The organism is Hymenobacter armeniacus (assembly GCF_014699055.1).
Classification (GTDB): domain Bacteria; phylum Bacteroidota; class Bacteroidia; order Cytophagales; family Hymenobacteraceae; genus Hymenobacter; species Hymenobacter armeniacus.
Genome location: NZ_JACXAC010000002.1, coordinates 208,545 through 235,308 on the forward strand (window position 1 = coordinate 208,545; position 26,764 = coordinate 235,308).

19 protein-coding genes, 1 other RNA gene and 2 pseudogenes are annotated in these 26,764 nt (G+C 61.1%); 13 read left to right on the forward strand and 9 right to left on the reverse strand.

All coding sequences use genetic code 11. The features are described 5' to 3' along the window. Positions 1-21: 21 nt before the first annotated feature. Positions 22-2,535, forward strand: coding sequence for a sensor histidine kinase (locus IC234_RS05340; RefSeq protein ID WP_190922822.1), 2,514 nt, complete (start codon positions 22-24; stop codon positions 2,533-2,535). 51 nt (positions 2,536-2,586) lie between these two features. Then, positions 2,587-3,246, forward strand: coding sequence for a response regulator (locus IC234_RS05345; RefSeq protein ID WP_190922823.1), 660 nt, complete (start codon positions 2,587-2,589; stop codon positions 3,244-3,246). Between the two features lie 55 nt (positions 3,247-3,301). Here IC234_RS05345 and ssrA read toward each other — a convergent pair. Beyond that, positions 3,302-3,673: a transfer-messenger RNA gene (gene ssrA, locus IC234_RS05350) on the reverse strand. Between the two features lie 293 nt (positions 3,674-3,966). On the opposite strand from ssrA, the gene IC234_RS05355 reads away from it, so the two are divergent. The 6 genes from IC234_RS05355 (at position 3,967) to IC234_RS05380 (ending at position 12,300) form a co-directional block, all read left to right on the forward strand. Beyond that, positions 3,967-6,069 (forward strand): DNA polymerase III subunit gamma/tau, encoded by a 2,103-nt coding sequence (locus tag IC234_RS05355; RefSeq protein ID WP_190922824.1) that lies wholly within the window; start codon positions 3,967-3,969, stop codon positions 6,067-6,069. Positions 6,070-6,298: 229 nt separating this feature from the next. Next, positions 6,299-9,340, forward strand: a complete 3,042-nt coding sequence (locus tag IC234_RS05360) for a M16 family metallopeptidase (RefSeq protein ID WP_317173334.1) — start codon at positions 6,299-6,301, stop codon at positions 9,338-9,340. Between the two features lie 131 nt (positions 9,341-9,471). Beyond that, positions 9,472-10,737, forward strand: coding sequence for an NADP-dependent isocitrate dehydrogenase (icd, locus tag IC234_RS05365; protein WP_190922825.1), 1,266 nt, complete (start codon positions 9,472-9,474; stop codon positions 10,735-10,737). Positions 10,738-11,357: 620 nt separating this feature from the next. Then, positions 11,358-11,651 (forward strand): type II toxin-antitoxin system HigB family toxin, encoded by a 294-nt coding sequence (locus tag IC234_RS05370; RefSeq protein ID WP_190922826.1) that lies wholly within the window; start codon positions 11,358-11,360, stop codon positions 11,649-11,651. Positions 11,652-11,663: 12 nt separating this feature from the next. Continuing rightward, on the forward strand, positions 11,664-11,870 hold the full coding sequence (locus IC234_RS05375; RefSeq protein WP_190922827.1) for a hypothetical protein: 207 nt from the start codon (positions 11,664-11,666) through the stop codon (positions 11,868-11,870). 61 nt (positions 11,871-11,931) lie between these two features. Then, positions 11,932-12,300, forward strand: a complete 369-nt coding sequence (locus IC234_RS05380; protein ID WP_190922828.1) for a hypothetical protein — start codon at positions 11,932-11,934, stop codon at positions 12,298-12,300. A gap of 145 nt (positions 12,301-12,445) precedes the next feature. Here the strand turns inward: IC234_RS05380 and IC234_RS05385 are convergent, their stop codons facing one another. Further along, positions 12,446-13,846 (reverse strand): mercuric reductase, encoded by a 1,401-nt coding sequence (locus IC234_RS05385; RefSeq protein ID WP_190922829.1) that lies wholly within the window; start codon positions 13,844-13,846, stop codon positions 12,446-12,448. A 156-nt stretch (positions 13,847-14,002) separates the two neighbouring features. Here IC234_RS05385 and IC234_RS05390 point away from each other — a divergent pair, with 156 nt between their 5' ends. Then, positions 14,003-14,737: a hypothetical protein gene (locus IC234_RS05390; RefSeq protein WP_190922830.1), complete on the forward strand. Its 735-nt coding sequence runs from the start codon at positions 14,003-14,005 to the stop codon at positions 14,735-14,737. A 55-nt stretch (positions 14,738-14,792) separates the two neighbouring features. Here the strand turns inward: IC234_RS05390 and IC234_RS05395 are convergent, their stop codons facing one another. Further along, the gene (locus IC234_RS05395; RefSeq protein ID WP_223827506.1) at positions 14,793-16,478 is read right to left on the reverse strand and encodes an IPT/TIG domain-containing protein; all 1,686 of its coding nucleotides are present in this window, start codon (positions 16,476-16,478) and stop codon (positions 14,793-14,795) included. Positions 16,479-16,589: 111 nt separating this feature from the next. Further along, positions 16,590-16,679 (reverse strand): annotated as a pseudogene (locus IC234_RS21740) (succinate--CoA ligase subunit alpha); the annotation flags it as partial. A gap of 218 nt (positions 16,680-16,897) precedes the next feature. On the opposite strand from IC234_RS21740, the gene rffA reads away from it, so the two are divergent. Further along, entirely contained in the window at positions 16,898-18,097 is a 1,200-nt protein-coding gene (gene rffA / locus IC234_RS05400) for a dTDP-4-amino-4,6-dideoxygalactose transaminase (RefSeq protein WP_190922832.1), read from the forward strand. A gap of 258 nt (positions 18,098-18,355) precedes the next feature. Continuing rightward, positions 18,356-19,765: a glycosyltransferase family protein gene (locus tag IC234_RS05405; protein WP_190922833.1), complete on the forward strand. Its 1,410-nt coding sequence runs from the start codon at positions 18,356-18,358 to the stop codon at positions 19,763-19,765. A gap of 44 nt (positions 19,766-19,809) precedes the next feature. Here IC234_RS05405 and IC234_RS05410 read toward each other — a convergent pair whose 3' ends face one another. The 3 genes from IC234_RS05410 to sucD all read right to left on the reverse strand — a co-directional run bounded on the left by IC234_RS05410 (position 19,810) and on the right by sucD (position 22,660). Further along, on the reverse strand, positions 19,810-20,577 hold the full coding sequence (locus tag IC234_RS05410) for a hypothetical protein (protein ID WP_190922834.1): 768 nt from the start codon (positions 20,575-20,577) through the stop codon (positions 19,810-19,812). 149 nt (positions 20,578-20,726) lie between these two features. Continuing rightward, entirely contained in the window at positions 20,727-21,689 is a 963-nt protein-coding gene (locus IC234_RS05415; protein WP_190922835.1) for a glycosyltransferase family 2 protein, read from the reverse strand. A gap of 89 nt (positions 21,690-21,778) precedes the next feature. After that, on the reverse strand, positions 21,779-22,660 hold the full coding sequence (gene sucD / locus IC234_RS05420; protein ID WP_190922836.1) for a succinate--CoA ligase subunit alpha: 882 nt from the start codon (positions 22,658-22,660) through the stop codon (positions 21,779-21,781). A 318-nt stretch (positions 22,661-22,978) separates the two neighbouring features. On the opposite strand from sucD, the pseudogene IC234_RS05425 reads away from it, so the two are divergent. Then, positions 22,979-23,953: pseudogene (locus IC234_RS05425) on the forward strand (PLP-dependent cysteine synthase family protein); the annotation flags it as partial. A gap of 74 nt (positions 23,954-24,027) precedes the next feature. Continuing rightward, the gene (locus tag IC234_RS05430; protein ID WP_190922838.1) at positions 24,028-24,438 is read left to right on the forward strand and encodes a response regulator; all 411 of its coding nucleotides are present in this window, start codon (positions 24,028-24,030) and stop codon (positions 24,436-24,438) included. Between the two features lie 53 nt (positions 24,439-24,491). Here the strand turns inward: IC234_RS05430 and IC234_RS05435 are convergent, their stop codons facing one another. After that, positions 24,492-25,001 carry a hypothetical protein gene (locus tag IC234_RS05435; protein WP_190922839.1) on the reverse strand — a complete coding sequence of 170 codons (510 nt, stop codon included), beginning with the start codon at positions 24,999-25,001 and terminating at the stop codon, positions 24,492-24,494. Positions 25,002-25,103: 102 nt separating this feature from the next. Next, entirely contained in the window at positions 25,104-26,762 is a 1,659-nt protein-coding gene (ade, locus tag IC234_RS05440) for an adenine deaminase (RefSeq protein WP_190922840.1), read from the reverse strand. Positions 26,763-26,764 lie beyond the last annotated feature (2 nt).

The window sequence follows — 26,764 nt, forward strand, 5'->3', positions numbered from 1 at the left end:
GCCATTCCTTCCGCTGCTTCTGTGCCGTCCGCCGCCGATTCGCTCTGCCAGCGGATAGTGCACGCCATGCCTTGGGCCGTGCTGGTGCTGGGGCACGACGGCCTGCTCCGGCTTGCCAACCCCCAGGCGGCAGAACTCCTGGGCCGCGCCTCCGAAGCCTTGCAGGGCCAGCCCCTCGCACAGGCCTTGCCCGCCGACTTCCCCGACGCCCTGCGCCAGGACCTGCTCGCCGCGCTGAGCGGGGCCGAGCCCGTGCGCGGGGAATACTACCTGCCCCACGCCGGGCGCTGGATTGAAATGACCACCGTGTCGGGCCCCGACGAGGTGCTGGTGTACTGGCAGGACGTGAGCCTGCGCGTGCAGCAGCACCAGCAGTACCGCGCCCTGGCCGACCACACCCCCGACGCCGTGGTGCGCTGGGGCCCCGACCTGCGCCTGCTCTACGGCAACCCCGCCATGGCGGCCGAAGCCAGCCGCCCCCTGGCCGAGCTGTTGGGCTGCACGATGGCCGAGATGGGGGCGCCGCTTGAGCAAAGCGAACCCTACATGGCCAAGCTGCGGCGCGTGTTTGCCACGGGCCAGCCCGAAGAGCATTACGGCCAATATACCATGCCAAAGGGCACGGTCTTTTTTCACTCGCTGCTGGTGCCCGAAGTGCACAACGGCCAGGTGCAAAGCGTGCTGGCCCTGGCGCACAACGTGACCGAGCTCAAGCGTGTCGAAGCCGAGCTGCGCACCAGTCGCGACCTGCTGGCGGCCATTTTCGACAGTTCCTCGCTGGCCATTCAAATGTTGCGCAACGTGCGGAACGAGGCCGGCGACATCGTCGACTTCGATTTTGTGCTCACCAACGCCGCCGCCGATGCCATGGCCGGCCGCCGTGTGGCCGGTACCCGCTGCCTCGTCGACTGGCCCCACACGGTGGCGTCGGGCCTGTTTGAGCACTACGCCAGCGTGGCGCGCACGGGCCAACCGCTCGATTTTGAGGACTGCTACCGCGGCGACGGCGTCGACTCCTGGTTCCGGTACACGGTGGTGCCGTTTCACGACGGGCTGCTGGTAACGGTGGAGGACATCGGCGGGCGCAAAAAAGCCGACCTGGCCCTGCAGGAGGCGCACGCCCAGCTGAACGCCCTGTTTGAGGCCGTGCCCGTGCAGCTGGGCTACTTCCACGCCGTGCGCGACGGCGCGGGCCAGCTGGTCGATTTGCGTTCGGCCGCCGTCAACCAGTCCCTGACCCAAGCCATTGCCACGCCCGTGCCCGTCCACGAGCTGGTAAGCGCCCAGCTGCCCGGCCTGCGCGAAATGCCGGTGTGGGAAATCATGCGCGCGGTCATCGAAACGGGCCGGCCCCAGCGCCTGGAGGTGTACCACGACTTTGGCCAGGGCGGGCGCTGGTTCGACGTGCAGTACACGCGCCTCGACGACGGCCTGATATCGGCGTCGCTCGACATCACGGCCCGCAAGCAGCTGGAGCAGTCCCTGCGCGAAGGCCAGGAGCTGTTGCACACGGTGTTCAACGCCAGCCTGGCCAGCTTTGAAGTGATGAAGGGCGTGCGCGATGCCAAAGGGCAGCTCGTCGATTTTGAATGGGTGCTCACCAACGACGCCGCCCAGCGCCTGCTGCAGCGGCACGACGTGGTGGGCCGCCGCTTGCTGGAAGAAGAGCCCGGCATGGGCCCCAGCGGCGTGTTTGAACGCCTGCGCCAGGCCGCCGAGCAGCAGCAGCCCGTCGATTTTGAGGTGCCCTACCCGCACAACGGCACCGAGGCGTGGTTTCACGTGGCGGCCGCGCCCCTCGGCGACGGCCTGGTGGTGACCTGGCAAGACATCACGGCCCGCCAGCAGGCCACCGCCGAGCTGCTCCGACTGCAGCTGGTGCAGCAGCAGCAGCTGGCCAATGCCGTGCTCGAAGCCCAGGAAACCGAGCGCCGCCGCATTGCCGAAAGCCTGCACAACGGCCTGGGCCAGCTCCTCTACGCCGCCCAGCTGCGGCTCGACCAGCTGTCGGTAGCCGCCGGGCCCGCCGCCTTCGCCGACGGCAAGCGCCAGACGGTGCAGCTGCTCAAAACCGCCATTCAGCAAACCCGCTCGCTCTCGCACCAGCTCATTCCCACCATCCTCGAAGACTTCGGCCTGGTGGCCAGCGTGCGCGACATCTGCCAGCGCTTCAGCACACCGGGCGGGCCGCATTTCATCTGCGTGGCCGGAAGCTTCCCCGAGGTGCCGCCTGCCCTGGGCCTGGCCCTGTTCCGCATGGCCCAGGAGCTGGCCAACAACATTGTGCGGCACGCTGGCGCCACCGAGGCCTCGCTGCAGTTGGCCGAGCGCGACGGCTTTCTGCTGCTGCAGGCCGCCGACAACGGCCGCGGCTTCGACCCCGACCTGCCGCGCCCGAATAGCAGCGGCCTCAAAGCCCTGCGCGACCGGGTGCGCCTCCTCGACGGCCGCCTGGCCATTGTCTCAGCACCGGGCCACGGCACGCAGGTCAGCATTCGCATTCCCAGCACCGCGCTGAGAGGTTCGGTCAAATAAAGTATTTATTAATAGGTAGTTAATCTGCTTATTTCGTAGGTGTACCCGGTTATGATTCGCATTATTGTAGTGGACGACCATGCCCTGGTGCGCAGCGGCCTACGCGCGGTGCTGGCCGCCCAGCCGGGCCTGCAGGTGGTGGGCGAAGCCGCGCATGGCCAGGAGTTGCTTGACCGACTCCCCACCACGCCCGCCGACGTGGTGCTGCTCGACCTGAGCATGCCCGTGCTCGACGGTGTGGCCACGGCCGAGCGCCTGCGCGTCCGGTTTCCGGGCCTAGCCATCCTCGTTTTGTCCATGCTGGCCCACGAGCACAACGTGGTGCAGGCTTTTGAAGCCGGCGCCAACGGCTACGTGCTCAAAAACGCCGATACCTCCGAGATTGTGGCGGCCCTGCACGCCGTGGCCGCTGGGCGTCGCTTTCTCTCCACCGAAATTGGCCTGGCCATGCTCCACAAGGTGACGAGCACCCGGTCCGGGAAACCCGTCGGGGCCATCACCGAGCCCCTTACGGCCCGCGAACTGGAAGTGCTGCAGTGCATTGCCGACGGCCTTACCAACGGCGAAATTGCCGACAAGCTCTTCGCCAGCAAGCGCACCGTCGAAACCCACCGCCAGAACATCATCGCCAAAACCCAAACCAAAAACACGGCCGCCCTCATCAAGTTTGCCGCGCAAAATGGGCTGCTGAAGCCCTCGCCCGCAGCGTAAGCGGGGCCGTGCCAAAAACCGAAAAACCCCGCCTGCTACTCGCAAACGGGGTTTAAAGTGGAGATGCAGGGATTCGAACCCTGGTCCAGACAAGGAAATTGGCGTGCTTTCTACGTGCGTATCCAGACTTGAATTTTCGAAGAACCTCAGGCGTCAGTCAGGCCCTTGAGTTTCCCTTAGCTGCAGTGGAGTTTCGCCCCCGCATCACAGCTCTGCGAAGGCTATTTTCTACTTACGACGCTCCGAACTCCCAGGTGTAGAAACTTACCCAGGCGGAACGATGACGTTACCTAATTCTAAACTAGGCAGCCATGGCGTACGAATAGTCGCCGGTTGTTTTTCGATAGATTTTTTGACAGGAGAGCTTCCATCAACTCCTGGCACGCTTACCCGCAATTTGCGCAAGCTGTCAATTCCGGTCATCCCCAAATGGTAAAGAACGAGTTCCGCCGCAGCGGGCCGCGAAGGTACGCGGTTATGCGAGAAACGCCAGGGGAGGCGGGAAGGTTTCCTTGTCACGCCTGTCATCCTGAGCGCAGCGAAGGACCTTATCACGGCTGAACGATGCGCAGTAACCCGTCTGTTCTCTATAAAACAGGGTTTGATTTCTACTGCAAACTGTGCCAGCGTGATAAGGTCCATCGCTGCGCGCAGGATGACAGACGGGGCCAAACCGCTTCCAAAGCCGCCCATTTCTGGGTAACTTTGTAGACAGAACTTATGGATAATTTCGTCGTTTCGGCCCGCAAGTACCGTCCTTCCACGTTTCGCAGCGTGGTGGGGCAGCAGCACGTCACCACCACGCTGCAGAATGCCATTCAGAGCCAGCACCTGGCCCAGGCGTTCCTGTTTTGCGGCCCGCGGGGCGTGGGCAAAACCACCTGCGCCCGTATCCTGGCCAAGACGATAAACTGCACCAACCTCACGGCCGAAACCGAAGCCTGCGGCACCTGCGCCTCCTGCGTGGCCTTTCAGGAAAACGCCTCCTTCAACGTGCACGAGCTCGATGCGGCGTCCAATAACTCGGTGGAGGACATCCGCTCGTTGGTGGAGCAAGTGCGCTACGCCCCGCAGGCCGGCAAGTACAAAATATACATCATCGACGAGGTGCACATGCTCTCAAACGCGGCCTTCAACGCCTTTCTGAAGACGCTGGAGGAGCCGCCGAGCTACGCCATTTTCATCCTCGCCACTACCGAGCGCCACAAGATTATTCCCACCATTCTGTCGCGCTGCCAGATTTTCGATTTCAGCCGCATTCGCGTCGAGGACATGCGCGGGCACCTGCGCTACGTGGCCACCCAGGAAGGCGTATCGGCCGAAGACGACGCCCTGCACCTGCTGGCCCAGAAGGCCGACGGCGGCCTGCGCGACGCGCTGTCAATGTTCGACCAGATGGTGACTTTCGGCGGCAACAACCTCACTTACAAAGAGGTGGTGCAAAACCTGCACATCCTCGATTACGACTACTACTTCCGCCTCGTCGACAGCCTGCTCACCGAAAACCTGTCGGCCGCCCTGCTGCTGCTCGATGAGGTGATGCAGAACGGCTTCGACCTGCACAACTTCGTGGTGGGCACCGCCGAGCACCTGCGCGGCCTGCTGGTGTGCAAAGACGCCGTGACCGTGCAGCTGCTGGAAGTGTCCGAAGGCATCCGGCTGAAGTACGTGCAGCAGGCGCAGGCCGCGCCGCTGGCCTTTCTGCTCTCGGCCCTCAACCTCATCAGCCAGTGCGACCGGGAGTTTAAGCAGGCCAAAAACCAGCGCCTGCACGTCGAGCTAGCCCTCATGAAACTGGCCTACCTCAACGGAGCCGTGCAGTTTGTGCGCGAGCTGTCCCCCGCCAACCAAAAGTCATCGTCAGATAACGGCGAGGCTAAAAAAAAAACTAGTGGCCTGAACGATGGGGGAGACGTTGCCCCGATGGCTCCGGCTAGCAACGGCTACGCGCAGCCCGCGCCGCAAGCCCCGCCAGTTTCGGCCGCCCCGGCGCCCACGGCTTCTTACGCCGCGCCGGCGGCCTACGCCACCGAGTCGGTGCCCGCGCCCTATGCCGCGGCTCCGCGCCCGGCGGCGCCCGCGCCATTGCCCATGCCCGCCGGGGCGCCCGTAGCCACCGGCCCGGCCCCCGCCGACGGCCCTGAGCCGCTGCCCGTCGAAAACGGAGTGGAGGAACTGCACGACACGCCCAGCATCGAGGACGAGCCCGCGGCCGCCATCACCGAGCGCCACCAGATGCGCGACACGCTGCCGCACGTTGAAATCGGCGTGCCCAGCTTTGAAGGGGTAGAGCCCGCGCCGCGCCCCACGCCCCAGGCCGCCTTCGCCAAAATTCCCAGCTTGGCCAGCAAAATTCCGAGTCTGAAGGACCTGAGTAGCCGCAACGCTGCCGCCGCCAGCCAGGCCGCCAAAGATGCGGCGGCCTTGGCTGAGCCCCAGCACAGCGGGCCCGTTGCCGCCACCGACCCCGCCGTGCTGCAACGCGTGTGGAAGGAACTGGCCGAGGAGCGGAAGGCCCAGGACCGCATGAGCGAGTTCTGGGTGCTGAACCGGCCCGTGGTGGCCGACGCCGAGCACAGCATCGAGCTGGCCGTCGACAACCCCATTCAGGTTGACCAGTTCAACGAAATGCGGGTAGAATTCCTGGCCGAGCTGCGCCGCCGCACCGGCAACCCGCGCCTCAACGTGCTGCCCGTGGTAAACACGGCCGCGCCCACGGCCCGCAAGCTCTACACGGCGTCGGACAAGTTTGAGTACCTGGCCGAGCGGTTTCCGGCCTTGCGCGAGGCCAAGCAACGTCTGGGCCTGGAAGCCGACTTTTAACGCAGCCTGAGCGGTAGAGACAGCACTTCTGGAGCGCATTGTAGCTTCCGGCGGGGCCATTCTGGGCGTTGTTTTTCCGCAAACGTTTGGGGAGAATTGCCTTGCGCAGACTGCGCCGGGGTTTTGGCCGGAATAATCTGCCAAGATAAGACGAAAATTCGTTTTGTATTCCCCTATCAGCCAGCTACCTTTGTTTTTTGAATCCCCCAGGTACCCGCTTACGTCTTTCGTGAAAAACAACTTTTTGCTGCTGATTCCTGCCCTGGCAGCGCTGGGTCTTGCTACGCAGTGCCAATCAAGCAAGCCAGTTACGACCGCGCCGGTTGCTACTGCTGCGCCTGCTTCCACCCCGGTCGCCCCCAAAGAATACCGCTACGAATCGGTGCCCGGCGACCCGCTGGGCGTGCGCATCTACCACCTCGATAACGGCCTGACGGTATACCTTTCCGACTACAAAGACGCCCCGCGCATTCAGACCTACCTGGCCGTGCGCGCCGGCTCTAAAAACGACCCGGCCACCGCCACCGGCCTCGCGCACTACCTCGAGCACATGGTGTTCAAGGGCACTTCGCAGCTGGGCACGCAGGACTGGGCCAAGGAAAAAGTCGAGCTCGAAAAGATTGAGGCGCTGTATGAGGTATACCGCGGCCAGCGCAACGACCCCGCCGCCCGCAAGCGCACCTACCACCAGATTGACTCGATTTCGGGCGTGGCCGCCAAATACGCCGTGCCGAATGAGTACGACAAGGTGATGGGCGCCATCGGCGCGAAAGGCTCCAACGCCCACACCTCGAACGAGGAAACGGTGTACCAGGAAGACATTCCCAGTAACCAGCTGGAGAAGTGGGCCGCCATTCAGGCCGAGCGCCTGCGCGAGATGGTGCCGCGCCTGTTTCACACCGAGCTGGAGGCCGTGTACGAGGAGAAAAACCGCGGGCTTGACTCCGACTTCAACAAGGAGTTTGAGGCGCTGAACGGCGCGCTCTACCCCACGCACCCCTACGGCACGCAGACGACCATCGGCACGATTGAGCACCTGCAAAACCCGTCCATCACGGAGATTAAGAAGTATTTCGGCCAGTACTACGTGCCCAATAACGTGGCGCTGTGCCTGAGCGGTGACCTGGATTTTGACCAGACCATTCGGCTGATTGATAAATATTTCGGCGCCATGCCGAGCAAGCCGGTTCCGGCCTTCAATGCACCGGTAGAAGCGCCCATTACGGCGCCCATCACCAAGGAAGTGCTGGGCCCGCAGTCGGAGAACGTGATGCTGGGCTTCCGCCTGCCGGGCAAGGCCACGAAGGACGGCGTGCGTCTGCGCATGCTCGACAAAATATTGACCAATGGCCAGGCCGGCCTCATCGACCTCGACCTGAACCAGCAGCAGAAAGTGCTGCAAGCCGCCTCGTTCACCGACCTGAACGACGACTATTCCACGCACGTCATTTACGGCACGCCGCGCCAGGGGCAGAAGCTGGAGGACGTGAAGGCGCTGCTGCTGGGCGAGCTGGCCAAGGTGAAAGCCGGCAACTTTCCTGATTGGCTGATTCCGGCCATCATCAACAACGAAAAGCTGGAGCGCACCAAGAGCTACGAAAGCAACGAGGCCCGCGCCAGCGCCATGTACGAGGCCTTTATCGAGCGCATCGGCTGGAAAGACTACCTGCAGCAGCAGGAAGATTTCGGCAAGCTCACCAAGGCCGACATCGTGAAGTTTGCCAACGACCAGTACGGCCAGAACTACGTGACCGTGTTCAAGCGTACCGGCACCGACCCCAACAAGGTGAAGGTGGTGAAGCCCGCCATCACGCCCGTGCCGGCCAACCGCGACGCGGCCTCGGCCTACTACAAGCAGCTCACGGCCCTGCCGAGCACCGAGCTGACTCCCGTGTTCGTCGACTACAAAAAGGACATTCAGGAAACCGAAATCAAGCCCGGCCTGCCGCTGTACTACACGCACAACGCTGAGAACGGCCTGTTCAATCTGTACTACGTGTTCGACCTGGGCAACAACCAGGACCCGCGCTGGAGCTTGGCCGCCGACTACCTGCAATACCTCGGCGCCGGCCAGTACTCGGCCGCGCAGCTGCAGCAGGAGTTCTACAAGCTGGGCTGCTCGTTTAGCGTGAACAGCGGCGCCGACCGCACCTTCGTCACCCTCAACGGCCTCGACGCCAACCTGGAGCCTGCGCTGAAGCTGTTTGAGCAGCTGCTGCACGCGCCCAAGCCCGATGCCGCTGCCCTCAAAAACATGGTGGCCGGCATCCTCAAGCAGCGCCAGGATGCCAAGCTCGAAAAGCGCGTGATTCTGAATCAGGCGATGGTGAACTACGTGAAGTACGGCCCGAAAAATCCCTTCACCAACATCCTGAGCGAGAAAGAGCTGAAGGCGCTGAAGCCGGAGCAGCTCACGAGTCTGGTGCAGAAGCTGACCTCATATCAGCATCGGGTGCTGTACTATGGGCCGCGGGCTTTTCAAGGTATTAAAGAACTCAGCGGTCATTTAAAGCCTGGTACGAACGAACTCACTCCCATTCCGAAGCATGACATTCGGAGCGTCGTTCTGGCCGAGCATAAAACCCCCGCCAAGCTCCTGCCTGCCCCGGCGGCCAAGGACTTCGCCGAGCAGCCCCTGAAGGACAAAAAGGTCTATTGGGTGGATTACAACATGGTGCAGGCCGAAATCCTGTTCCTGACCAAGGGCGACCTGTACAGCAAGGACCTGGCGCCCACGGTGGCGCTCTACAACGAGTATTTCGGCGGCGGCATGGGCAGCATCGTGTTTCAGGATTTGCGCGAGAGCAAGGCGCTGGCCTACTCGGCCTACTCCGGCTACTCGAACGCCGACAAGCTGGGCCGCTCCAACTACAACCTGAGCTACATCGGCACCCAGAGCGACAAGCTGCCCGAGGCCATGGCCGGCATGGAGGCGTTGCTCACCGACATGCCCGTGGCCGAAGCCAACCTCGAAATCGCCAAAAACGCCATCCGCAACAGCATCAGCACCGAGCGCATCACCAAGGGCAACATACTGATGAGCTACGAGCGCGCCAAGCGCCTCGGCCTCGACTACGACCTGCGCCGCGACGTGTACGCCAGCACCCAGAAAATGACTTTCGGCGAATTGCAGAAGTTTCAGCAGGCCAAGATTAAAGGACAAAACCAAGTCATCCTTGTTATTGGCTCCAAAGACCGGCTGAATTTCAAGGAGCTGGCCAAGTACGGCCAGGTGCAGCAGCTCACGCTGAAGGAGATTTTCGGTTACTAACACCCAGTTGTCAGTTGTTGGTTGTCAGTTGTCAGGCTGATGGCCACGGGGCCCCCACAGCCCGGCAATCGACGACTTCTACCACCAAAACCTGACGACGGACAACTAACAACTGACAACAAATTACCCACATGGCAGAGCAAAAAATCACCATTAAAAACGGCAAGCTGACGGTTCCGGACAAACCCACCATTCCCTTCATCGAGGGCGACGGTACGGGTCCGGACATCTGGCGCGCCTCCAAGCTGGTGTTCGACGCCGCAGTGGAAAAAGCCTACGGCGGCAAAAAGCAGCTGGTGTGGAAAGAAGTGCTGGCCGGGGAGAAAGCGTACAAGCAAACCAACAACTGGCTGCCCAACGAAACCCTCGACGCTTTCCGCGACTACCTCGTGGGCATCAAAGGCCCCCTGACCACGCCCGTGGGCGGCGGCATCCGCTCGCTGAACGTGGCCCTGCGCCAAGAGCTCGACCTGTATGCCTGCGTGCGCCCCGTGCGCTACTACGACGGCGTGCCCTCGCCGGTGCGCCACCCGGAGCTGACCGACATGGTCATCTTCCGCGAAAACACCGAAGACATCTACGCTGGCATCGAGTACATGAACGGCACGCCCCAGGCCCAGAAAATGCTGGAATTCCTGGTGGACGAGATGGGCGTGAAGAAGATTCGCTTCCCCGAAACGTCCTCGTTCGGCATCAAGCCGGTGAGCAAGGAAGGCACCGAGCGCCTCGTGCGCGCCGCCATTAAGTACGCCCTCGATAACAAGCTGCCCAGCGTGACGCTGGTGCACAAGGGCAACATCATGAAGTTCACCGAGGGCGCCTTCAAGACCTGGGGCTACGAGCTGGCCGAGAAAGAATTCGGCGCCAAGGTGTTTACCTGGGCCCAGTACGATAAAATCGTGGCCAAGCAGGGCGTGCAGGTAGCCGATGCCCTGCAGAAGCAAGCCCAGGAGCAGGGCAAGCTCATCATCAAGGACAGCATCGCCGATGCTTTCCTGCAGCAGATTCTGCTGCGCCCCGCCGAGTACTCGGTAGTGGCCACCCTGAACCTGAACGGCGACTACATCTCCGACGCGCTGGCCGCCATCGTGGGCGGCATCGGCATCGCGCCGGGCGCCAACATCAACTACCTCACCGGCCACGCCATCTTCGAAGCCACCCACGGCACGGCGCCCAAGTACGCCAACCAAGACAAGGTGAATCCCGGCTCGGTTATCCTCTCGGGCGTGATGATGCTCGACTACATGGGCTGGAAAGAAGCCGCTGCCCTCATCAACAAAGGCCTCGAAGCCGCCATCGCCAGCAAGCGCGTGACCTATGATTTCGAACGCCAGATGGAAGGCGCCACGCTGTTGAAAACGAGCGAATTCGCCCAGGAGATTATCAAGAATATGTAGTAGCTTGGCTGCTGCCTAAGCACCAACAGAAACCCCCGCGTCGGCTGCAAGGCTGGCGCGGGGGTTTTGGTTTAAACTGTAATGAGTAGAACAGCGAAAATAATTCTCTGCAACATCGCGGGGCTTATGGCACTATGCTTTCTCTTGAAGCAGCGACAGCAGGAGGTAAGTTTTCCGCCTTTAATCAGCGGGAGAGACTATTTGGAACTAAAGATTGCGGGCGTAATAGATACCATATACAAATACGATAAAGGCACTCCGATTCTTCTGGTTATAGGCAAGAGACTATATCCTAGAATTCCAATTGCATGTAAACAGTACTTAAGAAAAGGGGATTCGATAGTTAAACAACAAGATGAGCTGTATGTGAAAACATTCCGTGACAGTGGCGCTTTCGTTCAGCGCATGTCGTGGGGATATGGCGACAGCGCCTCTGCCGTTGGTTTTATTTCAGAGAGAATGATTAGGAAATAATACGCTGGATTCTCAAAATTACTGGCATACGCGCAGCACATTAGCAATGAGGTTATGGGTTGGAGCTTGATAGCAAGTATCAGTCGCAACCCCCGGCACTTTCGCCGCCCGAAGCATAGTGTAGAAAAACCTGTTTCCTGCTCTCAATGGTCATCATCAAGCTCCAGCCACTCCGGGATTTCATCGCTGCTTATCCGGATGCGCGGGCCAGCCTAAGCCAGTGGATAACCACAGTTGAGCAAGCTGATTGGGGAACGCCGAACGAATTAAAATCCGTTTACCCCAATGCGTCCCTGGTGGCCAACGACCGGGTCGTATTCAACATCAGCGGCAACAGATACCGCTTGGTTGTTCTGATTATCTACCGAGTCAGAACGGTTTTTATCCGGTTTATCGGCCCGCACAGCGCCTACGACCAGCTTGATGTTGCCACCGTTTAAGTATATTTCATTATGCTAGCTATCCAAACCATCACCACCGTCTCGCCCATTCACTCCGATGCTGAACTGGCACAGGCCCATCGCCGCTTGGACGAGCTGCTTGCTGCGAATGCGTTCGATTCGCCCATTCAAGACGTGCGAGACGAGGTGGAGGTATTAGCGGCGCTAATTTATTATTACGAGCAGCGCACGCGAAATCCGAAGGAATTCGAGGTTTAGCAAACGACCACCAAGCCCGCCGAAACAGGAGATTCTCAAATCCGTCAGCAACAAGTTCCTTGTGAATATCAACGGTCGCGGCTTCCACCTCCTCGTCCTCGTATCCATCTGCATGCTGCTGGCTGATTGGCTGCCAGAGCACTTCAAGCTGTGGTTTGTGAGCGAAACCGGCCACGTGGGCCACGGTCAAACCATGAATTGGCTAATAATAGTGCTGCTGTTCGGGCGGTGGAAGCACGCGCGCAGCCTCGCCCTGTTTGTGAACGGACTCCAGTTTTTGTTTGGTGCTCTCATTCTGTTCACTTCCTGGAAATGGGGAGGCCCGTGGCTGGGTTACAGCCTCACCACCCTGCTGCACCTCGTGGTGCTGAAGGTGCTGAACGACTCGGCTTCAGTGCGCGAGTTTTTGGAGGAAAAGCAGCTCGCCTGATTGGACTGGGGTACTGAACGGTCATGCTGAGCGCAGGCGAAGCATCTCTACCGCAGCAGTAAATCCTATCGATTGGATTGGGTTGCGCGGTAGAGATGCTTCGCCTGCGCTCAGCATGACGTTTTAGTATTCCCCCATACCAGCATTACTCGCCCGGCTTCAGGCGCTGGAAGGCGTTGTTCAGGATTTCGCCCCAAGTGGGGTGGGCCAGAATCATGTTCTGCAATTCCTGGTAGCGCAGCTTGCCGGCCATGGCCAGTTGGAACATGGTCATGATTTCGCCGCCCTGCTCGCAAAACACGGCCGCGCCCAGCAGGCGGTCGTCGTCGCCCACCAGCACTTCCACGAAGCCGTCGGTTTCGCCCGTCTGCTGGGCCCGGCCGATGGTGCGGGCCGGCAGCCGGCTTACGCGGTAAGCAATGCCCTGTTCCCTGGCCTGGTTTTTTGAGAGGCCGATGCGGCCCAGCTGCGGCTCGGTGAACACCACGTAGGGGAGGGGGCGATGCGCAGTGGTGCGCTGGCTGCCGTGTAGCAGTGCGTCGCGTACAATGCGGTAGTCGTCGTAGCTGATGTGGGTGAACTGCGGGCCGCCTTTCACGTCGCCCAGCGCATACACGCCGCGCGTGCCGGTTTGGAGGTGCTCGTTGACTTCAATGTAGCCCTTCTTGTTCAGCGTGATGGCGGTGTGCTCCAGGCCCAGGTCTTTCGTGTTCGGCTCGCGGCCCACGGCCACCAGCAGGTGGCTGCCGTGCAGGCGGCGCTCGCCGTCCTTGGTGTCCACGGTGAGGGTGATGCGGCCGTCGGCGGCGCGGGCCACGCGGCGGGCTTTGGCGCTCAGCACCAGCTCCACACCCGCGTCGGCGAGGCATTGTTCCAGCGGATGGCTCACGTCGGGGTCTTCGCGCGACATCAGCCGCGGTTTCGTGTCGACGATGGTGACGCGGGTGCCCAGCCGCCGAAACATCTGGCTGAACTCGACGCCGATGTAGCTGCCGCCCATGATGAGCAGGTGCTCGGGCTGCTCCGTGAGGCCCAGCAGCAGCGAGTCGCTGGTGAGGTAGCCGCTGTCGGCCAGGCCGTCGAGGTCGGGCACGGCGGCTGTGGTGCCGGTGTTGATGAAGACAAGCGGCGCGGTGAGCTGCTGTTCGCCGCCGCCCACCAAGGCAATGTGCAGGCTGTGCGGCGCCGTGAACCGGGCCCTTCCGCGAACGAGCGTGATGCCGTCGCGGTCTTCGGTGAGCTTGCGGTGCAGGCTGTCGCGCGAGTTCTGGCGCAGGCGGTGCATGCGCTCAATCACGGCTGGGAAATCGACTTCCGGCTCGGGCGCCTTGATGCCCAGCGCGCCGGCCGTGCGCACGTGGTGGGCGCGTTGGGCCGAGGCCAGCAAGGCCTTGGTGGGCGCGCAGCCGTAGTTGATGCAGGAGCCGCCCAGGAAGTCGCTTTCCACCATGGCCACGCGGCGGCCGGCTTCGGCCAGGGCGTAGGCGAGGGGCGTGCCGGCCTGGCCGGCCCCGATAATAATGGCATCGAATGAAATGGCGGGCATGGGGTGGTGCGGTAAGGGAATGGTTGGGCTTACATACGCTAGGGCGTGCCCGCGCGACTGAGCACGACGGTAGAAAAGCGCCGCGAAGTCCGGCAGAAACACGAACTTGCCGTATCAGGCGTTGTCTGACGTCTTTTTTCCTCTTTGTTTGCCCGTATGAAGCACTTGCTGCGCGTTGTTCTTTTTCTGGTTCTAACGGGACTCACGGGCTGCGCCTCCCTGTATTTCCCGCCGCCGCCGCACGCGCCCATGCTCACGCACCAGGGCGAGTTTTACGGAGCCGTGAGCACCAACCAGCACACTAACTACGCCCTGCAGGGCGCCTACGGCCTTACCAACCACCTGGCCGTGGCGGGCACGTTCTCGTCGCTGCACCGCAAAAAGTCCGACAAGACCGAAGACATCGACTTCGGCGAAGCCAGCCTGGGCTACTTCACCCGCCTGCCCGACAAGCGTGTGCTGGAAGTGTACGTGGGCGGCGGCGGCGGCGCCACCCGGCGCGTGGAGCGCAACGAGGCCCAACTCACCACCCGCACCCTCGACGGCAGCTTGTCCAAAATATTTGCCCAGGTAAACTACGCCCGCAAGAAGCGCGACAACATCCACCTCTTCAACCGCGACTTCCCGCTCACCTACGGCGCGGCGCTGCGCATGAGCTACATGCAGCTCAACAACTTCCGCATCGACGGCCTGCCCGCACCCGGCGAAAACAACGTCTTCTTCGAGCCCATCACCTTCACGCGCACCCAGATTGCCGGCCCCGTGCAGCTGCAGCTCATCAGCGGCCAGATTTTCGGCTTCCGCAACAACAAGTACCTGAAAGCCGCCAATTCAGTGTTTCAGGTGGGTATTGTGATTAACCTAGACAAGAACACCACGTTGGAAGAATAGCCTGCGCGCCGCGATGGCTCCCTTCCGCAACAACCAGCCGACGGCCTGCGCCTGCTTACTGAGTGGCCACCCTTAAGGTGTGTCGGCCGGCCAGCGTTTCTACTTGCAGCAGGTAGAGGCCAACCGGCAAACCTGGAGGCAGTGCTAGCATTCCGTCGGCCGGTAAAAGGACCGGAGGCAACAGCCGCCTTCCGGTCAAGTCATATAAGCTGCACCGAACCGGGCCGCTACCGGTGCCCAGCACCGCCACTCGGTCCTGCGCCGGATTGGGAAATACGCGCAGCTCCGGCAGTTGCTGGCCCGCCTGTGCAGCGGTGCCCACGCGGTAATCGGTCATGCCGATGTCATCAATGTTGATGCGAGGGTTGGTGGCGCCAGCGGTGTTGGTGCTGCTAAAGCGCAGGCGCACGTTGCCCGTTCGGTTGGCTGTGAAAGAGTAGGGTGTGAGGGTATTGGTAAGAGTAGGCGGAGGCGCCGTGCCCAGCAGACTAGTGAAAGTGACGCCGCCGTCGGTCGAGATTTCGGGTACAAAAGAAGCCCCGGTCTCGGTGGCGTAGCCCGCCGCGCTCACCGTGACCACGCCCGCGCCGTTGGGCTTGTCCACGTCCATCTCCACAAACCCGCCCCCGCGCAGCCGCGCCGATTTGAGGCCGTTGAATTTATCGGCTCCGCTGGTAGTGCCAATCAGGGCTTCGCCTAGGGTCCAGCCGCCGCTTTGCAACTGCACCGAGGCTGGTGCGTAAGCGGTTTTGGTACCGGTTTCAAAGTCCTCAAAAAAAGCGGGTGGCGCTGCCGTTACGGTGAACGGCACGGCGCTTACGGCGGCTCCGTTCGGGTTCGTCACGCTAATGAGCCCAGTAGTAGCGCCAGCAGGCACCACCGCGTAAATCTCCGTCGGATTCGGCACCCTGGGGAAAGGCGCAGCTTGCGCGCCATTGAAAAAAATGCTGGAGCCGAAGCTGTCAGGCGCAAGGTTGGTGCCGTTGATGGTGACGCTGGTGCCAACCGGTCCGCTCGTGGGCGTGAAGCCCGTGATGGTGGGCGGGCCGGGGTTGATGGTGAAAAATTTCATTCCTCCCATGGTGCTGCCCCCACCACCGGGCGGCGGGTTGCTCGCGTTGAAATAGGTAGTCACCGGGGCCGACACGCTCGGAAGCGCAACCACTGCGGTTAGCTGCGTGGAAGAAACATAGGTGGCGGTGATGCTGACGGAGCCGGCTTGCATGCTAACCGTGGCGCCCGGTACAAACCCACTGCCGTAAAAATTAACGACAACCAGGGTACCACTAAGCCCGGAAGTAGGCGCGATGCTATTCAAGATACTGGCCGGATTGGGTGTGGGAGCGGTGGTCACCGTGCCGGATACGGCAATATTTTGGGTGGGCGCCCCCAGGCTGGTGATGCTTACAGTTCCATTCACCGGGCCCAGCACGGCGCCGGTCATACGCACGTACAGCGGAATGTTGACAAATCGGCCGCCGGCTTGGGTTAGCACGATGGATGGACCAAAGCTAAAACCAGACGTCCACGACACCTCAAACCCCGCGGACGCGGTTGCTGTCACGTTGCCAGTTAGGCCGCTGCCGTTCACCGTCACCGCCTGCTGGGCCGATGGCGTGCCCACCGCTGTGGTAAAGCCGCCCAGACTGGTTGGCGCCGCCGTCAGCGTTTGCCCCCGGGCCCCCGGGCTGGCGACGAGCAGCACCAGTACCAAAAAAAAATGTGTAAACAATTGACGCATAAGCTTCCGGATATAGAAATGTTGAGTGAAAGTTAATAAAAAAGCTCCGGCCGCAAGGGTCGGAGCTTTTTTAAGAATCAAATTGATAAAGGCAGAACGAGGCCACTTGCCGCCCAACACGCGCAGCATCGTGTCACCAATCTCGGCGGGCGAATCCACCACGTGGATGCCGCACTCGCGCATGATGGCCATTTTGGTGGCTTCAGGTAGTAAGTTTTGGCTGGCTTAGGCTACATGGTTATCATGACAAATTCATAGATAAAAATATATTTTAAATAGAAATTGACCTTTTTTTGGTCGAAGCGACATCAAAAAAAAGAGCCGCGAATAAAGGACTTAAGACATACTGCTCAGATTATTTGTGCAGTACATTTGCTATTCATCCTTTCCGTAATATAATTCAACTAGCATTCCATTTGATGAAATTCAATACTATTCCGTTCAATAAACCATATTTAACGGGGGAGGAATTGCAGTATATGCAGCAATCTATTCGTTCGGGCAAAGTCTCGGGAGATGGCCTGTTTACCCACAAATGCCATACTTTTTTCGAGCAAAAATTTGGTTTTCAAAAATCATTACTAACTACCTCATGCACCTCTGCGCTGGAAATGGCAGCGCTCCTGCTGGACCTGCAGCCGGGTGATGAAGTAATTGTGCCCTCCTACACGTTCGTTTCAACGCCCAATGCGTTCATGTTACGAGGCGCCAAAATTGTCTTCGCCGACAGCACCGCCTTCAATCCCAACTTGGACGCAACGAGCCTGGAGGGCCTGATTACGCCCCGCACCCGGGCCATCGTGCCCGTGCACTATGCGGGCATCGCCTGCGACATGGACGCCATTCGGGCCGTGGCCAGCCGCCACGGGCTGACCGTGGTCGAAGACGCCGCCCAGGCCATCGATTCTTATTACAAAGGCCGTCCGCTGGGCTCGCTCGGCGAGTTGGCTGCGTTTTCGTTTCACGAAACAAAGAACATAATTGCGGGCGAAGGGGGCATGTTGGCCATCAACGCCCCGCGCTTTGTGAAGCGGGCGGAGGTTATTTGGGAAAAAGGCACCAATCGTTCGGCCTTCTTCCGGGGCGAAGTCGATAAGTACAATTGGGTGGATGTCGGGTCGTCCTTTCTGCCTTCCGACATCTTGGCGGCCGTGCTGTGGGCACAGCTTGAACAGATGGAAACCATTCAGGCCCGGCGTCAAGCCATTTGGAAGCGATACGAAGCCGGGTTGGAACCGCTGCGCCAGCAGGGAATAGGCTTGCCCAACATCCCGGCCTACGCCACTAACAACGGCCACATATTTTATGTGGTGTGTCGCAGTCTGAAGGAGCGCACCGCCCTGATTAGCACGCTGAAGCAGGCGAATATTACTCCGGCTTTCCACTACCTCTCGCTGCACCGCAGTCCTTTCTATGCCACGCGCCACGATGGCCGGCCCCTGCCCTGGGCCGACCATTACACCGATTGTTTGCTGCGCCTGCCGCTGTACTACGAGTTGAGCGATTCTGAACAGCAACGCGTGATTGATGTCATCAGCCAGTTTTATTGGAGCCAACAACTGCCACTCGTCAGGCACCAAGCGCGTCGTGTTGCTGCGGCTCTGCCGGTTGCGGGGTGAGCACCGGAGGGGCCAAGCCAGAAAAGGTGAGCAGTACCCGGCTGGACAACGCCAGAAAATACCCAAGCCAACCGGGCCACCCATAGCCGGCGCACGCCGGCTATGGGTGGCCCGGTTGGCCATTATGTGATTGAATCTTAGCGCCACGATGGTATGCGCACACTGCTGAAGGACCGAAAGCTGGTTTTTATTTTTTGTCTCGGGCTGTTGCTCCGGCTGCTGTTCATCGGATGGGGGGCGCGGCTCTATTACGGGGTTGTGCAGAGCGAAATTTTTTTTAACGGCGACTCGAAATCATTTATCTGGGCGTTTCGCAACTGGTGGCACCTGGGCCGGTATACGTTTGATTTGCAGCAGCCCGACGCCGCTTTTGGGCGCTTGCCGGGCTATCCGTTGTTTTATGGAGTTCACTACCTGCTGGCTGGCCGGGCCTGGGCCGGGCTGGCAGTAGCCTGCACGCAGGCCGTGTTCGACAGCTGCTCGGCGCTGCTCGTGTTTGGTAGCGTGCGGCGGCTGGTGATGCTTTTGGGACCGGCCGCGGGGCTGGGGGCGTGGGTGCCGTATGCCGGGGGCCTGCTCTACGCTACCTACCCGTTCACCATCGTCTGGGTACCCATCGTCGGCACCGAAACGATGGCCACTTTTCTGACTTTGGCATGGCTGGGATGGCTGCTGCGGCCGGCCCGCACTACCGGGTATTTTGTGGGGCTGGGTTTGTGGGTGGCCGCTGCTTTCTATGTGCGCGAATACCTGGGCGTGCTACTGCCCGTCACCTGCGCCTACTTGCTGGCGAGCTGGCCGGCCCCAGCCAGCGTAGCAGGGAGGGGCCGGGTTGCCGCACTCCTGCTGGTGTGCGGTACGTTTGGGGTGCTTTACGTGCTGTGGCCGGTGCGCAATTACGCGGTGGCGCATCGGCTTGTCCTGCTCAAGCCCCTCACGGCCGGCTATGCCAACTTAAATGTGGACATAGTTTCCTTTCGCAACTGGGTGCTGTGCTGGAGCCCCGACGAGGAAACCTGGCTGGATGCAGTAGCCACTTCGCGCAACGTGGCATTTCCGGCCGAAGTGTTTGCTACGGCGCAGGAAGCCCGGCAGGCCCACCGCGCCGCCCAATTGGCCCACGATTGTGGTTCGAGCTTCGCGTACCGCCAAATCCGTCCGCCCCACATCGCCCCCGGCGGAGCCGCCGAGGCCAAAGCCTGGCAGCAGCGCTGCGACGCTGAAATCGAGGCAACTTTTGTCCGGCTCAAGGCCAGCTACGTGGCCCGCCACCCCGTCCGCTACTGGTTGGGGGTGCCCGCACAAAACCTGGCCAAGGCCTTCTTCAAAGCCACCAAAGCCACTAAAAACGAGCAGCCGGGGACAAGAATAGCCAAGGCGCTGCTCACGCGCGGCTTATTTGCGTGGCGCAGCCTACTGGTGGTGCTGGGCTTTGCCGGTCTGCTACGCTACCACCGGCAGCGGGGTACGTGGCCGGTGGCTTTTTTCGTTGGGTTTATGTACTTGTTTATGTGCGTGCTGGTGCGGAAGCTGGAAATGCGGTACCTTCTACAGGCCGATGCCCTGCTGCTGGTGCCCGCTGCGCTTATGCTGGGGGGCGTGGCCAACTGGCTGCGCCCGCGGCCACAGGGCACCCGGAACCGCCAGGTTGGCGAGGGCGTTGCTTAAGCAACGGAGCTGTTTGCGGGTGGCCGCCTGCGCAGATATCCTTGCTATATGCCAGTAATAAGAGGCTGATTGCCTTGGCTAAGGAGCGAGTTGATGTGGATGGTGTAGTGCGACTCAGCTGGCAAAAAGCCTTCCTGTATTAGCATGCGCTGCACGCCGTGGTTCTGCACCTGGGTGGTGCCGTGAACCCATTTGCGCCCATGGCTCAGCGTATACTGTTTGATATGGCGCACCAAGTCGCCGCCCAGGCCGGGACTGGTGGTGCCCGGCCGCGCGCCCATCAGCATGCCGTCTCCGTATTTTTCGTGCAACGCAATAGTGGTAAGAGCAACAGCGCGGTTGTCTAGGTAAAACAAGAAGCAGGCTTTGTCCGGGGTGGTGGAATGCAGAAAACTGAGCGCCCACTCTTGATAGCCCGCCAGCACAAGTTTCGGGTCGAAAAGCGGGTTGCTATTGTAGTGCGTGTGATAATTCGCAAATATTGCTTCCACCAATTCTTCCAACGCCGGTTGGTCGTCGGCGGTGGCCCGGCGCACCACCAGCCGCGGGTTACGCAGCGGCTGAGGCGGCGAGGTGCGCATATCGCACTTGAAGGTGAGCACCGTATCGGCCATCACCAGCGGATAAGGAAGCAGCGCGCTCAACTGGGCTATTTTGTGCTGCTTGCTGGTCGGTATGCGCAGAATTGCTACGTCGACACGCTCCTCCGCAATTGTGTGCAACAGCGTTTCGGGAGCTAGTTCCGAGGCTGTGCCCCGCAGAATACGCAGGTTGAAGCGTGTGCTTTCCAGTGGGCTGTAGGCTATATTCATGAGTGAATGGTAAGGGAAGCAATGAGTGAAACGTGCGTTGACCGGTGAATAACTGCGTCAATTCGAAGCATTTATTTACCTTTTGCTGCTATGAAAACAAGAAAAATCAGAATAGTATACATCTCCTAAACACCCAATAGCAGAGGGCATCACCTATTTCCCGGGGCGTGTATCTCATTGCGTACGACGTACAAAGGCCGATTTTTTACGCCTTCGAAAACCCGGGATACATACAGGCCAACGAGGCCAAGAGCCGCTAAACCCAAGCCCCCGAGAAGCCAGACGCTGACCAGCAGCCCCTCCAGCAAAAGACCCGGCTGGCCTAGCAGGGCTCGCCCCGCCAACCAGGCCGCCGCCACCAGTGCCCCGGCCACAATCATGGTCCCTAGCTTCACCAGCAGCCGCAACGGCTTGTCGCTATAAGCAAGTACCAATGTAGAGGCCATGCGTACCAGTTGGCCCACGCGGTAGCTGCTCTTGCCATGCGCCCGCGCGGCGTGCTGCACATCCAGAGTGCCCTGCCGAAAACCGAGCCAGCGGACCTGCAGCGGAAAAGCCCGCGTGGGTTCGCGTACCTGCCGCAGCGCGGCCACCACTCGCTGATGAAAAATCCCGAAATTTCCCGTGGTAGGGTCACTCACCGGGCCCCCAAGCCAGGCCAACAGCCGGTAAAACGAGCGGCCCAGCCACTGCTTGCTGGCGGCATCCTGCCGATTGACCCGGCGGCCAAAAACGACATCCAGCCCGTGCTGACGGGCGTGCGCATATAAGTTAGGAATCTCGGCGGGTACGTCCTGCAAGTCGCAGTCCATCACCACCACCCATTCGCCCGTCGCCCGGTCGAGGCCCGCTGTAATGGCCGCATGCTGCCCAAAGTTGCGGCTCAGGTTCAGGCCCAGCAAGTGGGCGTCGGTGTTGGCCAACTCCTCAATCAAGGCCCAACTCGCGTCGGGGCTGTTGTCATTTACTAGAATAATTTGGTAGTCATTCGCAACCTCTCCCAGCGCTGCCGTTAGCTGACGGTGTAGTTCCGGTAGGGCTTCCGCACAACCGTAGACTGGAATGACCACGGAAAATGATGGTGGCTTTTTTTCTACGGGGTCACTCATCATAAGCTAGGAACTACGACAATAGCAAAAAAGGAAAGCTCCGGCAGATGCAGGAGCTTTCCTTTTTTACTTTAATTTGGTTTAAAGCTGCCTTATTTATTACCCAGCACGCGCAGCATGGTGTCGCCAATCTCGGCCGGCGAATCCACCACGTGGATGCCGCACTCGCGCATGATGGCCATCTTGGCGGCAGCGGTGTCGTCGGCACCGCCTACGATGGCGCCGGCGTGGCCCATGCGGCGGCCGGGAGGGGCCGTCTGGCCGGCGATGAAGCCCACCACGGGCTTCTTGTTGCCGGTTTCCTTAATCCAGCGCGCCGCTTCGGCTTCCATGCCGCCGCCGATTTCGCCAATCATCACGATGCCTTCGGTTTCGGGGTCGTTCATCAGCATTTCCACGGCTTGCTTGGTGGTGGTGCCGATGATGGGGTCGCCGCCGATGCCGATGGCCGTGGTCTGGCCCAAGCCGGCTTTGGTGAGCTGGTCCACGGCCTCATAGGTCAGCGTGCCCGACTTGGACACGATGCCGATTTTGCCTTTCGAGAAGATAAAACCGGGCATGATGCCCACTTTGCACTCGCCGGCGGTCATCACGCCGGGGCAGTTCGGGCCCACCATCGTCACCTCGGGGCGCTCGGAGAGGTACTGCTTCACGGCAATCATGTCCTTGGTCGGGATGCCTTCGGTGATGGTGATAATCACCTTGATGCCGGCGTCGGCGGCTTCCATGATGGCGTCGGCGGCGAAAGCCGGGGGCACGAAGATGATGCTGGTGTCGGCGCCGGCCTTCTCCACGGCCTCGGCCACGGTGTTGAACACGGGACGGCCCAGGTGCTCGGAGCCGCCTTTGCCGGGCGTCACGCCGCCCACCACGTTGGTGCCGTAGTCCATCATCTGCTGGGCGTGGAACGAACCCTCGGAGCCGGTGAAGCCCTGCACGATAACCTTGGAATTTTTATTGACCAGAACGCTCATTCGGAGGTGTTTTTGGGAAATTTGATGGTGGTGGGAGGGTGGCCCGGACGGGCAACGGTGGTGCAAAAGTAGGGCTTTTTGGGGCTAGGGCAAGGCGCTTGATGTCAATAACCAACCGCCTGTCATCCTGAGCGCAGCGAACGACCTTTTCACGCCTGCGCCGCCCGAAATGCTGCCCGCCGTTCTTCCGCGAGTAGGGCTTTCGCTGCGCTCAGTGCAACCGGCATCGCCGCATGACGACGGAAAGAACCCCGCCCCGCCGTCACAATCCTTACCTTTGCACCCTCACTTCAACCCATCCCCACCCACCTAGTTTCAATGTATTTCAACCACGTCATCGAGGCCGTTGGCCATACTCCGCTCGTTAAGCTCAACAAAGTCACCGACGGCATCAAGGGCACGGTGCTGGCCAAAGTGGAGTACTTCAACCCCGGCAACTCGGTGAAGGACCGCATGGCCATCCGCATGATTGAGGACGCCGAAAAGGCCGGCATCATCACGCCGGGCGGCACCATCATCGAGGGCACCAGCGGCAACACCGGCATGGGCCTGGCCCTGGCCGCCATCGCGAAAGGCTACAAAACCATTTTCGTGATGAGCGACAAGCAGAGCAAGGAGAAGCAGGACATCCTGCGCGCCGTGGGCGCCGAAGTGGTGGTGTGCCCCGTCGACGTGGCCCCCGACGACCCGCGCAGCTACTACTCCGTGGCCCGCCGCCTCAACCAGGAAACGCCCAACTCGTTCTACCCCAACCAGTATGACAACCTCTCGAACACCGCCGCCCACTACGACCACACGGGCCCCGAAATCTGGAACGGCACCGAGGGCAAAATCACGCACTGGGCCGCCGGCGTGGGCACGGGCGGCACCATCTGTGGCGTGAGCAAGTACCTGAAAGAGCAGAACCCCAACGTCTTCACGCTGGGGCTCGACACCTACGGCTCGGTGTTCAAGAAGTACAAGGAGACGGGCATCTTCGACGAAAACGAGATTTACCCCTACAAAACCGAGGGCATCGGCGAAGATATTTTGCCCAAGAATGTCAACTTTGACGTGATTGACCTGTTTCTGAAAGTAACCGACCAGGACGCTGCACTCATGACCCGCCGGCTGGCCAAAGAAGAAGGCCTGTTTGTGGGTTGGAGCTGCGGCTCGGCGGTGCACGGCGCCCTGGAGTACGCCCGCGAACACCTCAAAGAAGAAGACACGATGGTCATTTTGCTGCCCGACCACGGCACCCGGTACCTGGGCAAGATTTACAACGACGACTGGATGCGCGCCCAAGGCTGGCTCTAACCGAGCTGGGCCATTGCCGGGGCCGTTCCTGTGCGGTATCTTCGTGGAAGCCAGAAATAACTCTATTATCCATGTCTGCTAATTTGAACCACATTGTACTCGTTGACGACAACGAAACGACCAGCTTTCTCAACAACCGCTTGTTGGGCCGCCTAGCCGTAGCCGACCACGTGAGCACTTTCTCGCGGGCCGATGAGGCTTTCGAGCAGCTGTGGGGCAGCGCCCAGGACGGCAACTCGACGCCTGCCCCCGACCTGGTGTTTGTGGACCTGAAGATGCCCGGCGTGTCGGGCTTCGAGTTTCTGGAGCTGTACAATGCCCTGCCCCAGCCCGTGCAGGACAAAACGGTGATGGCCGTGCTCACCACCTCCATGCACGGCGCCGATACCGCCCGCGTGGCCAAGTACCCCAACGTGGAGTACCTCACCAAGCCCCTCACCGAAGAAAAGATGCTGAAGCTGCTGGAAAAGCGCTTTCAGTAAGCCTCCCGTTTACCCTCCTAAAAAAGCCCCGACTCTGCCCGAGTCGGGGCTTTTTAGTTGCCCTTCACCTTGTCGATGAGGTCCTGAAAAATGCCCGATTTCTTTTGCTTGAGGATGATGTAGCGCACGGAAAAGGCCGTGGTAAAGCGGTTCCAGTCGGCGGAGTTGAACTCGACGGTGGGCTTGAAATCGAAGGAAAGCACGATGCGGCCAAACGGCAGCTTGTACTCGGCCCCAATCAGGCCGTCGAAGCCCCAGAAGTGGCCGTCGTCTTTGTGGGTGCCAAAGTGCCCGCCGCCGCCCAGGTAATAGTTGAGGCTGGGCCCGAGGATGCCGAAGTGCCGCTCGGCCAGCACCGTGGCGCTGCGCTCGCGCTCGGAGAGCATGCCCAGCCCTTCGAGCGTGGTTTTGGGCAGCACCAACTGCTGCACGGTGAGGCCGTAGCTGCCCCCGCCGCTGCGCAGGCCGGCGGCGGTGCGGTACTTCTGCGCGGCGGCCGGCTGGGCCAGCGCCACAAGCAGCCAGCCGCTGGCGAGGCCGTAAATAAGGCGCGATGAATTCATAAATAAGGGCATGTGGAGTAGAGACGCATATTTGCGTCTCGTCGTTGAACAACCAGAACCGGGGACGTACATCGTTCAACGACGAGACGCAAATATGCGTCTCTACTCTACCGCGTCCACGAACGTGAACTGCTGGCCGTCGAACAGGCCTTTGTCGCTCAGCTTCAGGCTGGGAATGACCAGCAGCGCCATGAACGAGAGCGTCATGAACGGTGCGCCCAGCGGCGAGCCCAGCTCCTTGGCCAGGGCGTCGACGGCGGCGTAGGCCGCGGCCACCGAGGTGCCGGCCTGGTCCGACATGAGGCCGGCCACGGGCAGCGGCACCAGGATTTCGCGGCCGTCGGCGCCCACGGCGGCCAGGCCGCCTTTGGCTCCGATGACCAAGTTTACGGCGCGGGCCAGGCTGGCGTCGTCGCAGCCCACGGCGGTGATGTTATGCGAGTCGTGGCCCACGCTGCTGGCCAGCGCGCCGTGCTGCAGCCCAAAGCCGCGAATGAACGCCACGGCGGGCGCCACGCCGGGCTGGTAGCGGTTGATGATGGCCAGCTTGAGCACGTCTTCGGCCACGTTGGGCACCACCAGGCCGTCTGCGATTGCCGCGGGCAGGTCGACGCGCGCCGTGATGAGCTGGCCGTCGAAGCATTGGATGACGCGCGCGGTGGGCTGGGCCGATGCCGGGGCCGGCAGCTGGAAATCGGCCGCAGCCACGGGCCCGGCGTGGAAGTTATTAACCACCGCAATGGGTGCGGCCGGCAGCCGCGACTGGCCATTTTCGGCCACCAGCTCGCCGTTGAGGTAGGTTTGCAGCACCTCGAAATCGCGCAGGTCTTTCACCACAATAAAGTCCGCTGGGTCGCCTTCGCCCAGCAGGCCCACGGGCAGGTTGTAGTGCTTCACGGGGTTGATGCAGGCCACGCGCAGCACCTGAAACACGTCGTGCCCCAGGGCCACGGCCCGCTGCACCAGCTGGTTGATGTGGCCCAGCACCAGCGTGTCGGGGTGCTTGTCGTCGGAGCAGAACATGAGGTTGGCGTAATGCTCGGGCATGAGCTCGATGAGGGCGTCGAAGTTGCGCGCCGCCGAGCCCTCGCGGATGAGCACTTTCATGCCCACGGCCAGCTTGTCGCGGGCTTCTTCGGCGGTGAAGCACTCGTGGTCGGTGCTGATACCGGCGCTGGCGTAGTGGGCCGCGTCGTCGGCGCGCAGGCCGGGGGCGTGGCCGTCCACGGGCCGGCCGGCGGCCTGGGCAATGGCAATTTTCTGCATCACGTCGGCGTCGCGGTGCAGCACGCCGGGCCAGTTCATCATTTCGGCCAGGTAGCCAATCTTGGGGTTTTCAAACAGCCGGGCAATGTCATGGGCCGTGATTTCGGCCCCGGCCGTTTCAAACGGCGTGGCCGGCACGCAGCTCGGTGCCCCAAAGCAGAACTTGAACGGCGAATGGCTGGCGTTTTCGAGCATAAACTCCACGCCGGCCACGCCCAGCACGTTGCCGATTTCGTGCGGGTCCGAGACGGTGGCCACCGTGCCGTGCGTCACGGCCAGGCGCGCAAACTCGGTGGGCACCAGCAGGGAGCTTTCCACGTGCACGTGGGCGTCGACGAAGCCGGGCAGCACGTAGGGCAGGGCCGGGTCGGGCGTGGCCTCGTCGGTGGGGGAAATGGCCACGATGCGGCCGTCTTCGACCGAAACAATGGCGGGCTGAATGGAACGAGCGAAAACGTCAACGACGTTGGCGGTGAGGGAAAAAGACGGGGTCATGC

Bases quoted from the DNA above. Each gene is read 5' to 3' on its own strand.
- IC234_RS05345 (WP_190922823.1), top strand. From the start codon at position 2,587: ATGATTCGCATTATTGTAGTGGACGACCATGCCCTGGTGCGCAGCGGC.
- IC234_RS05355 (WP_190922824.1), top strand. From the start codon at position 3,967: ATGGATAATTTCGTCGTTTCGGCCCGCAAGTACCGTCCTTCCACGTTT.
- icd (WP_190922825.1), top strand. From the start codon at position 9,472: ATGGCAGAGCAAAAAATCACCATTAAAAACGGCAAGCTGACGGTTCCG.
- IC234_RS05370 (WP_190922826.1), top strand. From the start codon at position 11,358: ATGGTCATCATCAAGCTCCAGCCACTCCGGGATTTCATCGCTGCTTAT.
- IC234_RS05375 (WP_190922827.1), top strand. From the start codon at position 11,664: ATGCTAGCTATCCAAACCATCACCACCGTCTCGCCCATTCACTCCGAT.
- IC234_RS05385 (WP_190922829.1), bottom strand. From the start codon at position 13,846: ATGCCCGCCATTTCATTCGATGCCATTATTATCGGGGCCGGCCAGGCC.
- IC234_RS05390 (WP_190922830.1), top strand. From the start codon at position 14,003: ATGAAGCACTTGCTGCGCGTTGTTCTTTTTCTGGTTCTAACGGGACTC.
- IC234_RS05395 (WP_223827506.1), bottom strand. From the start codon at position 16,478: ATGCGTCAATTGTTTACACATTTTTTTTTGGTACTGGTGCTGCTCGTC.
- rffA (WP_190922832.1), top strand. From the start codon at position 16,898: ATGAAATTCAATACTATTCCGTTCAATAAACCATATTTAACGGGGGAG.
- IC234_RS05410 (WP_190922834.1), bottom strand. From the start codon at position 20,577: ATGAATATAGCCTACAGCCCACTGGAAAGCACACGCTTCAACCTGCGT.
- IC234_RS05415 (WP_190922835.1), bottom strand. From the start codon at position 21,689: ATGATGAGTGACCCCGTAGAAAAAAAGCCACCATCATTTTCCGTGGTC.
- sucD (WP_190922836.1), bottom strand. From the start codon at position 22,660: ATGAGCGTTCTGGTCAATAAAAATTCCAAGGTTATCGTGCAGGGCTTC.
- IC234_RS05430 (WP_190922838.1), top strand. From the start codon at position 24,028: ATGTCTGCTAATTTGAACCACATTGTACTCGTTGACGACAACGAAACG.
- IC234_RS05435 (WP_190922839.1), bottom strand. From the start codon at position 25,001: ATGAATTCATCGCGCCTTATTTACGGCCTCGCCAGCGGCTGGCTGCTT.
- ade (WP_190922840.1), bottom strand. From the start codon at position 26,762: ATGACCCCGTCTTTTTCCCTCACCGCCAACGTCGTTGACGTTTTCGCT.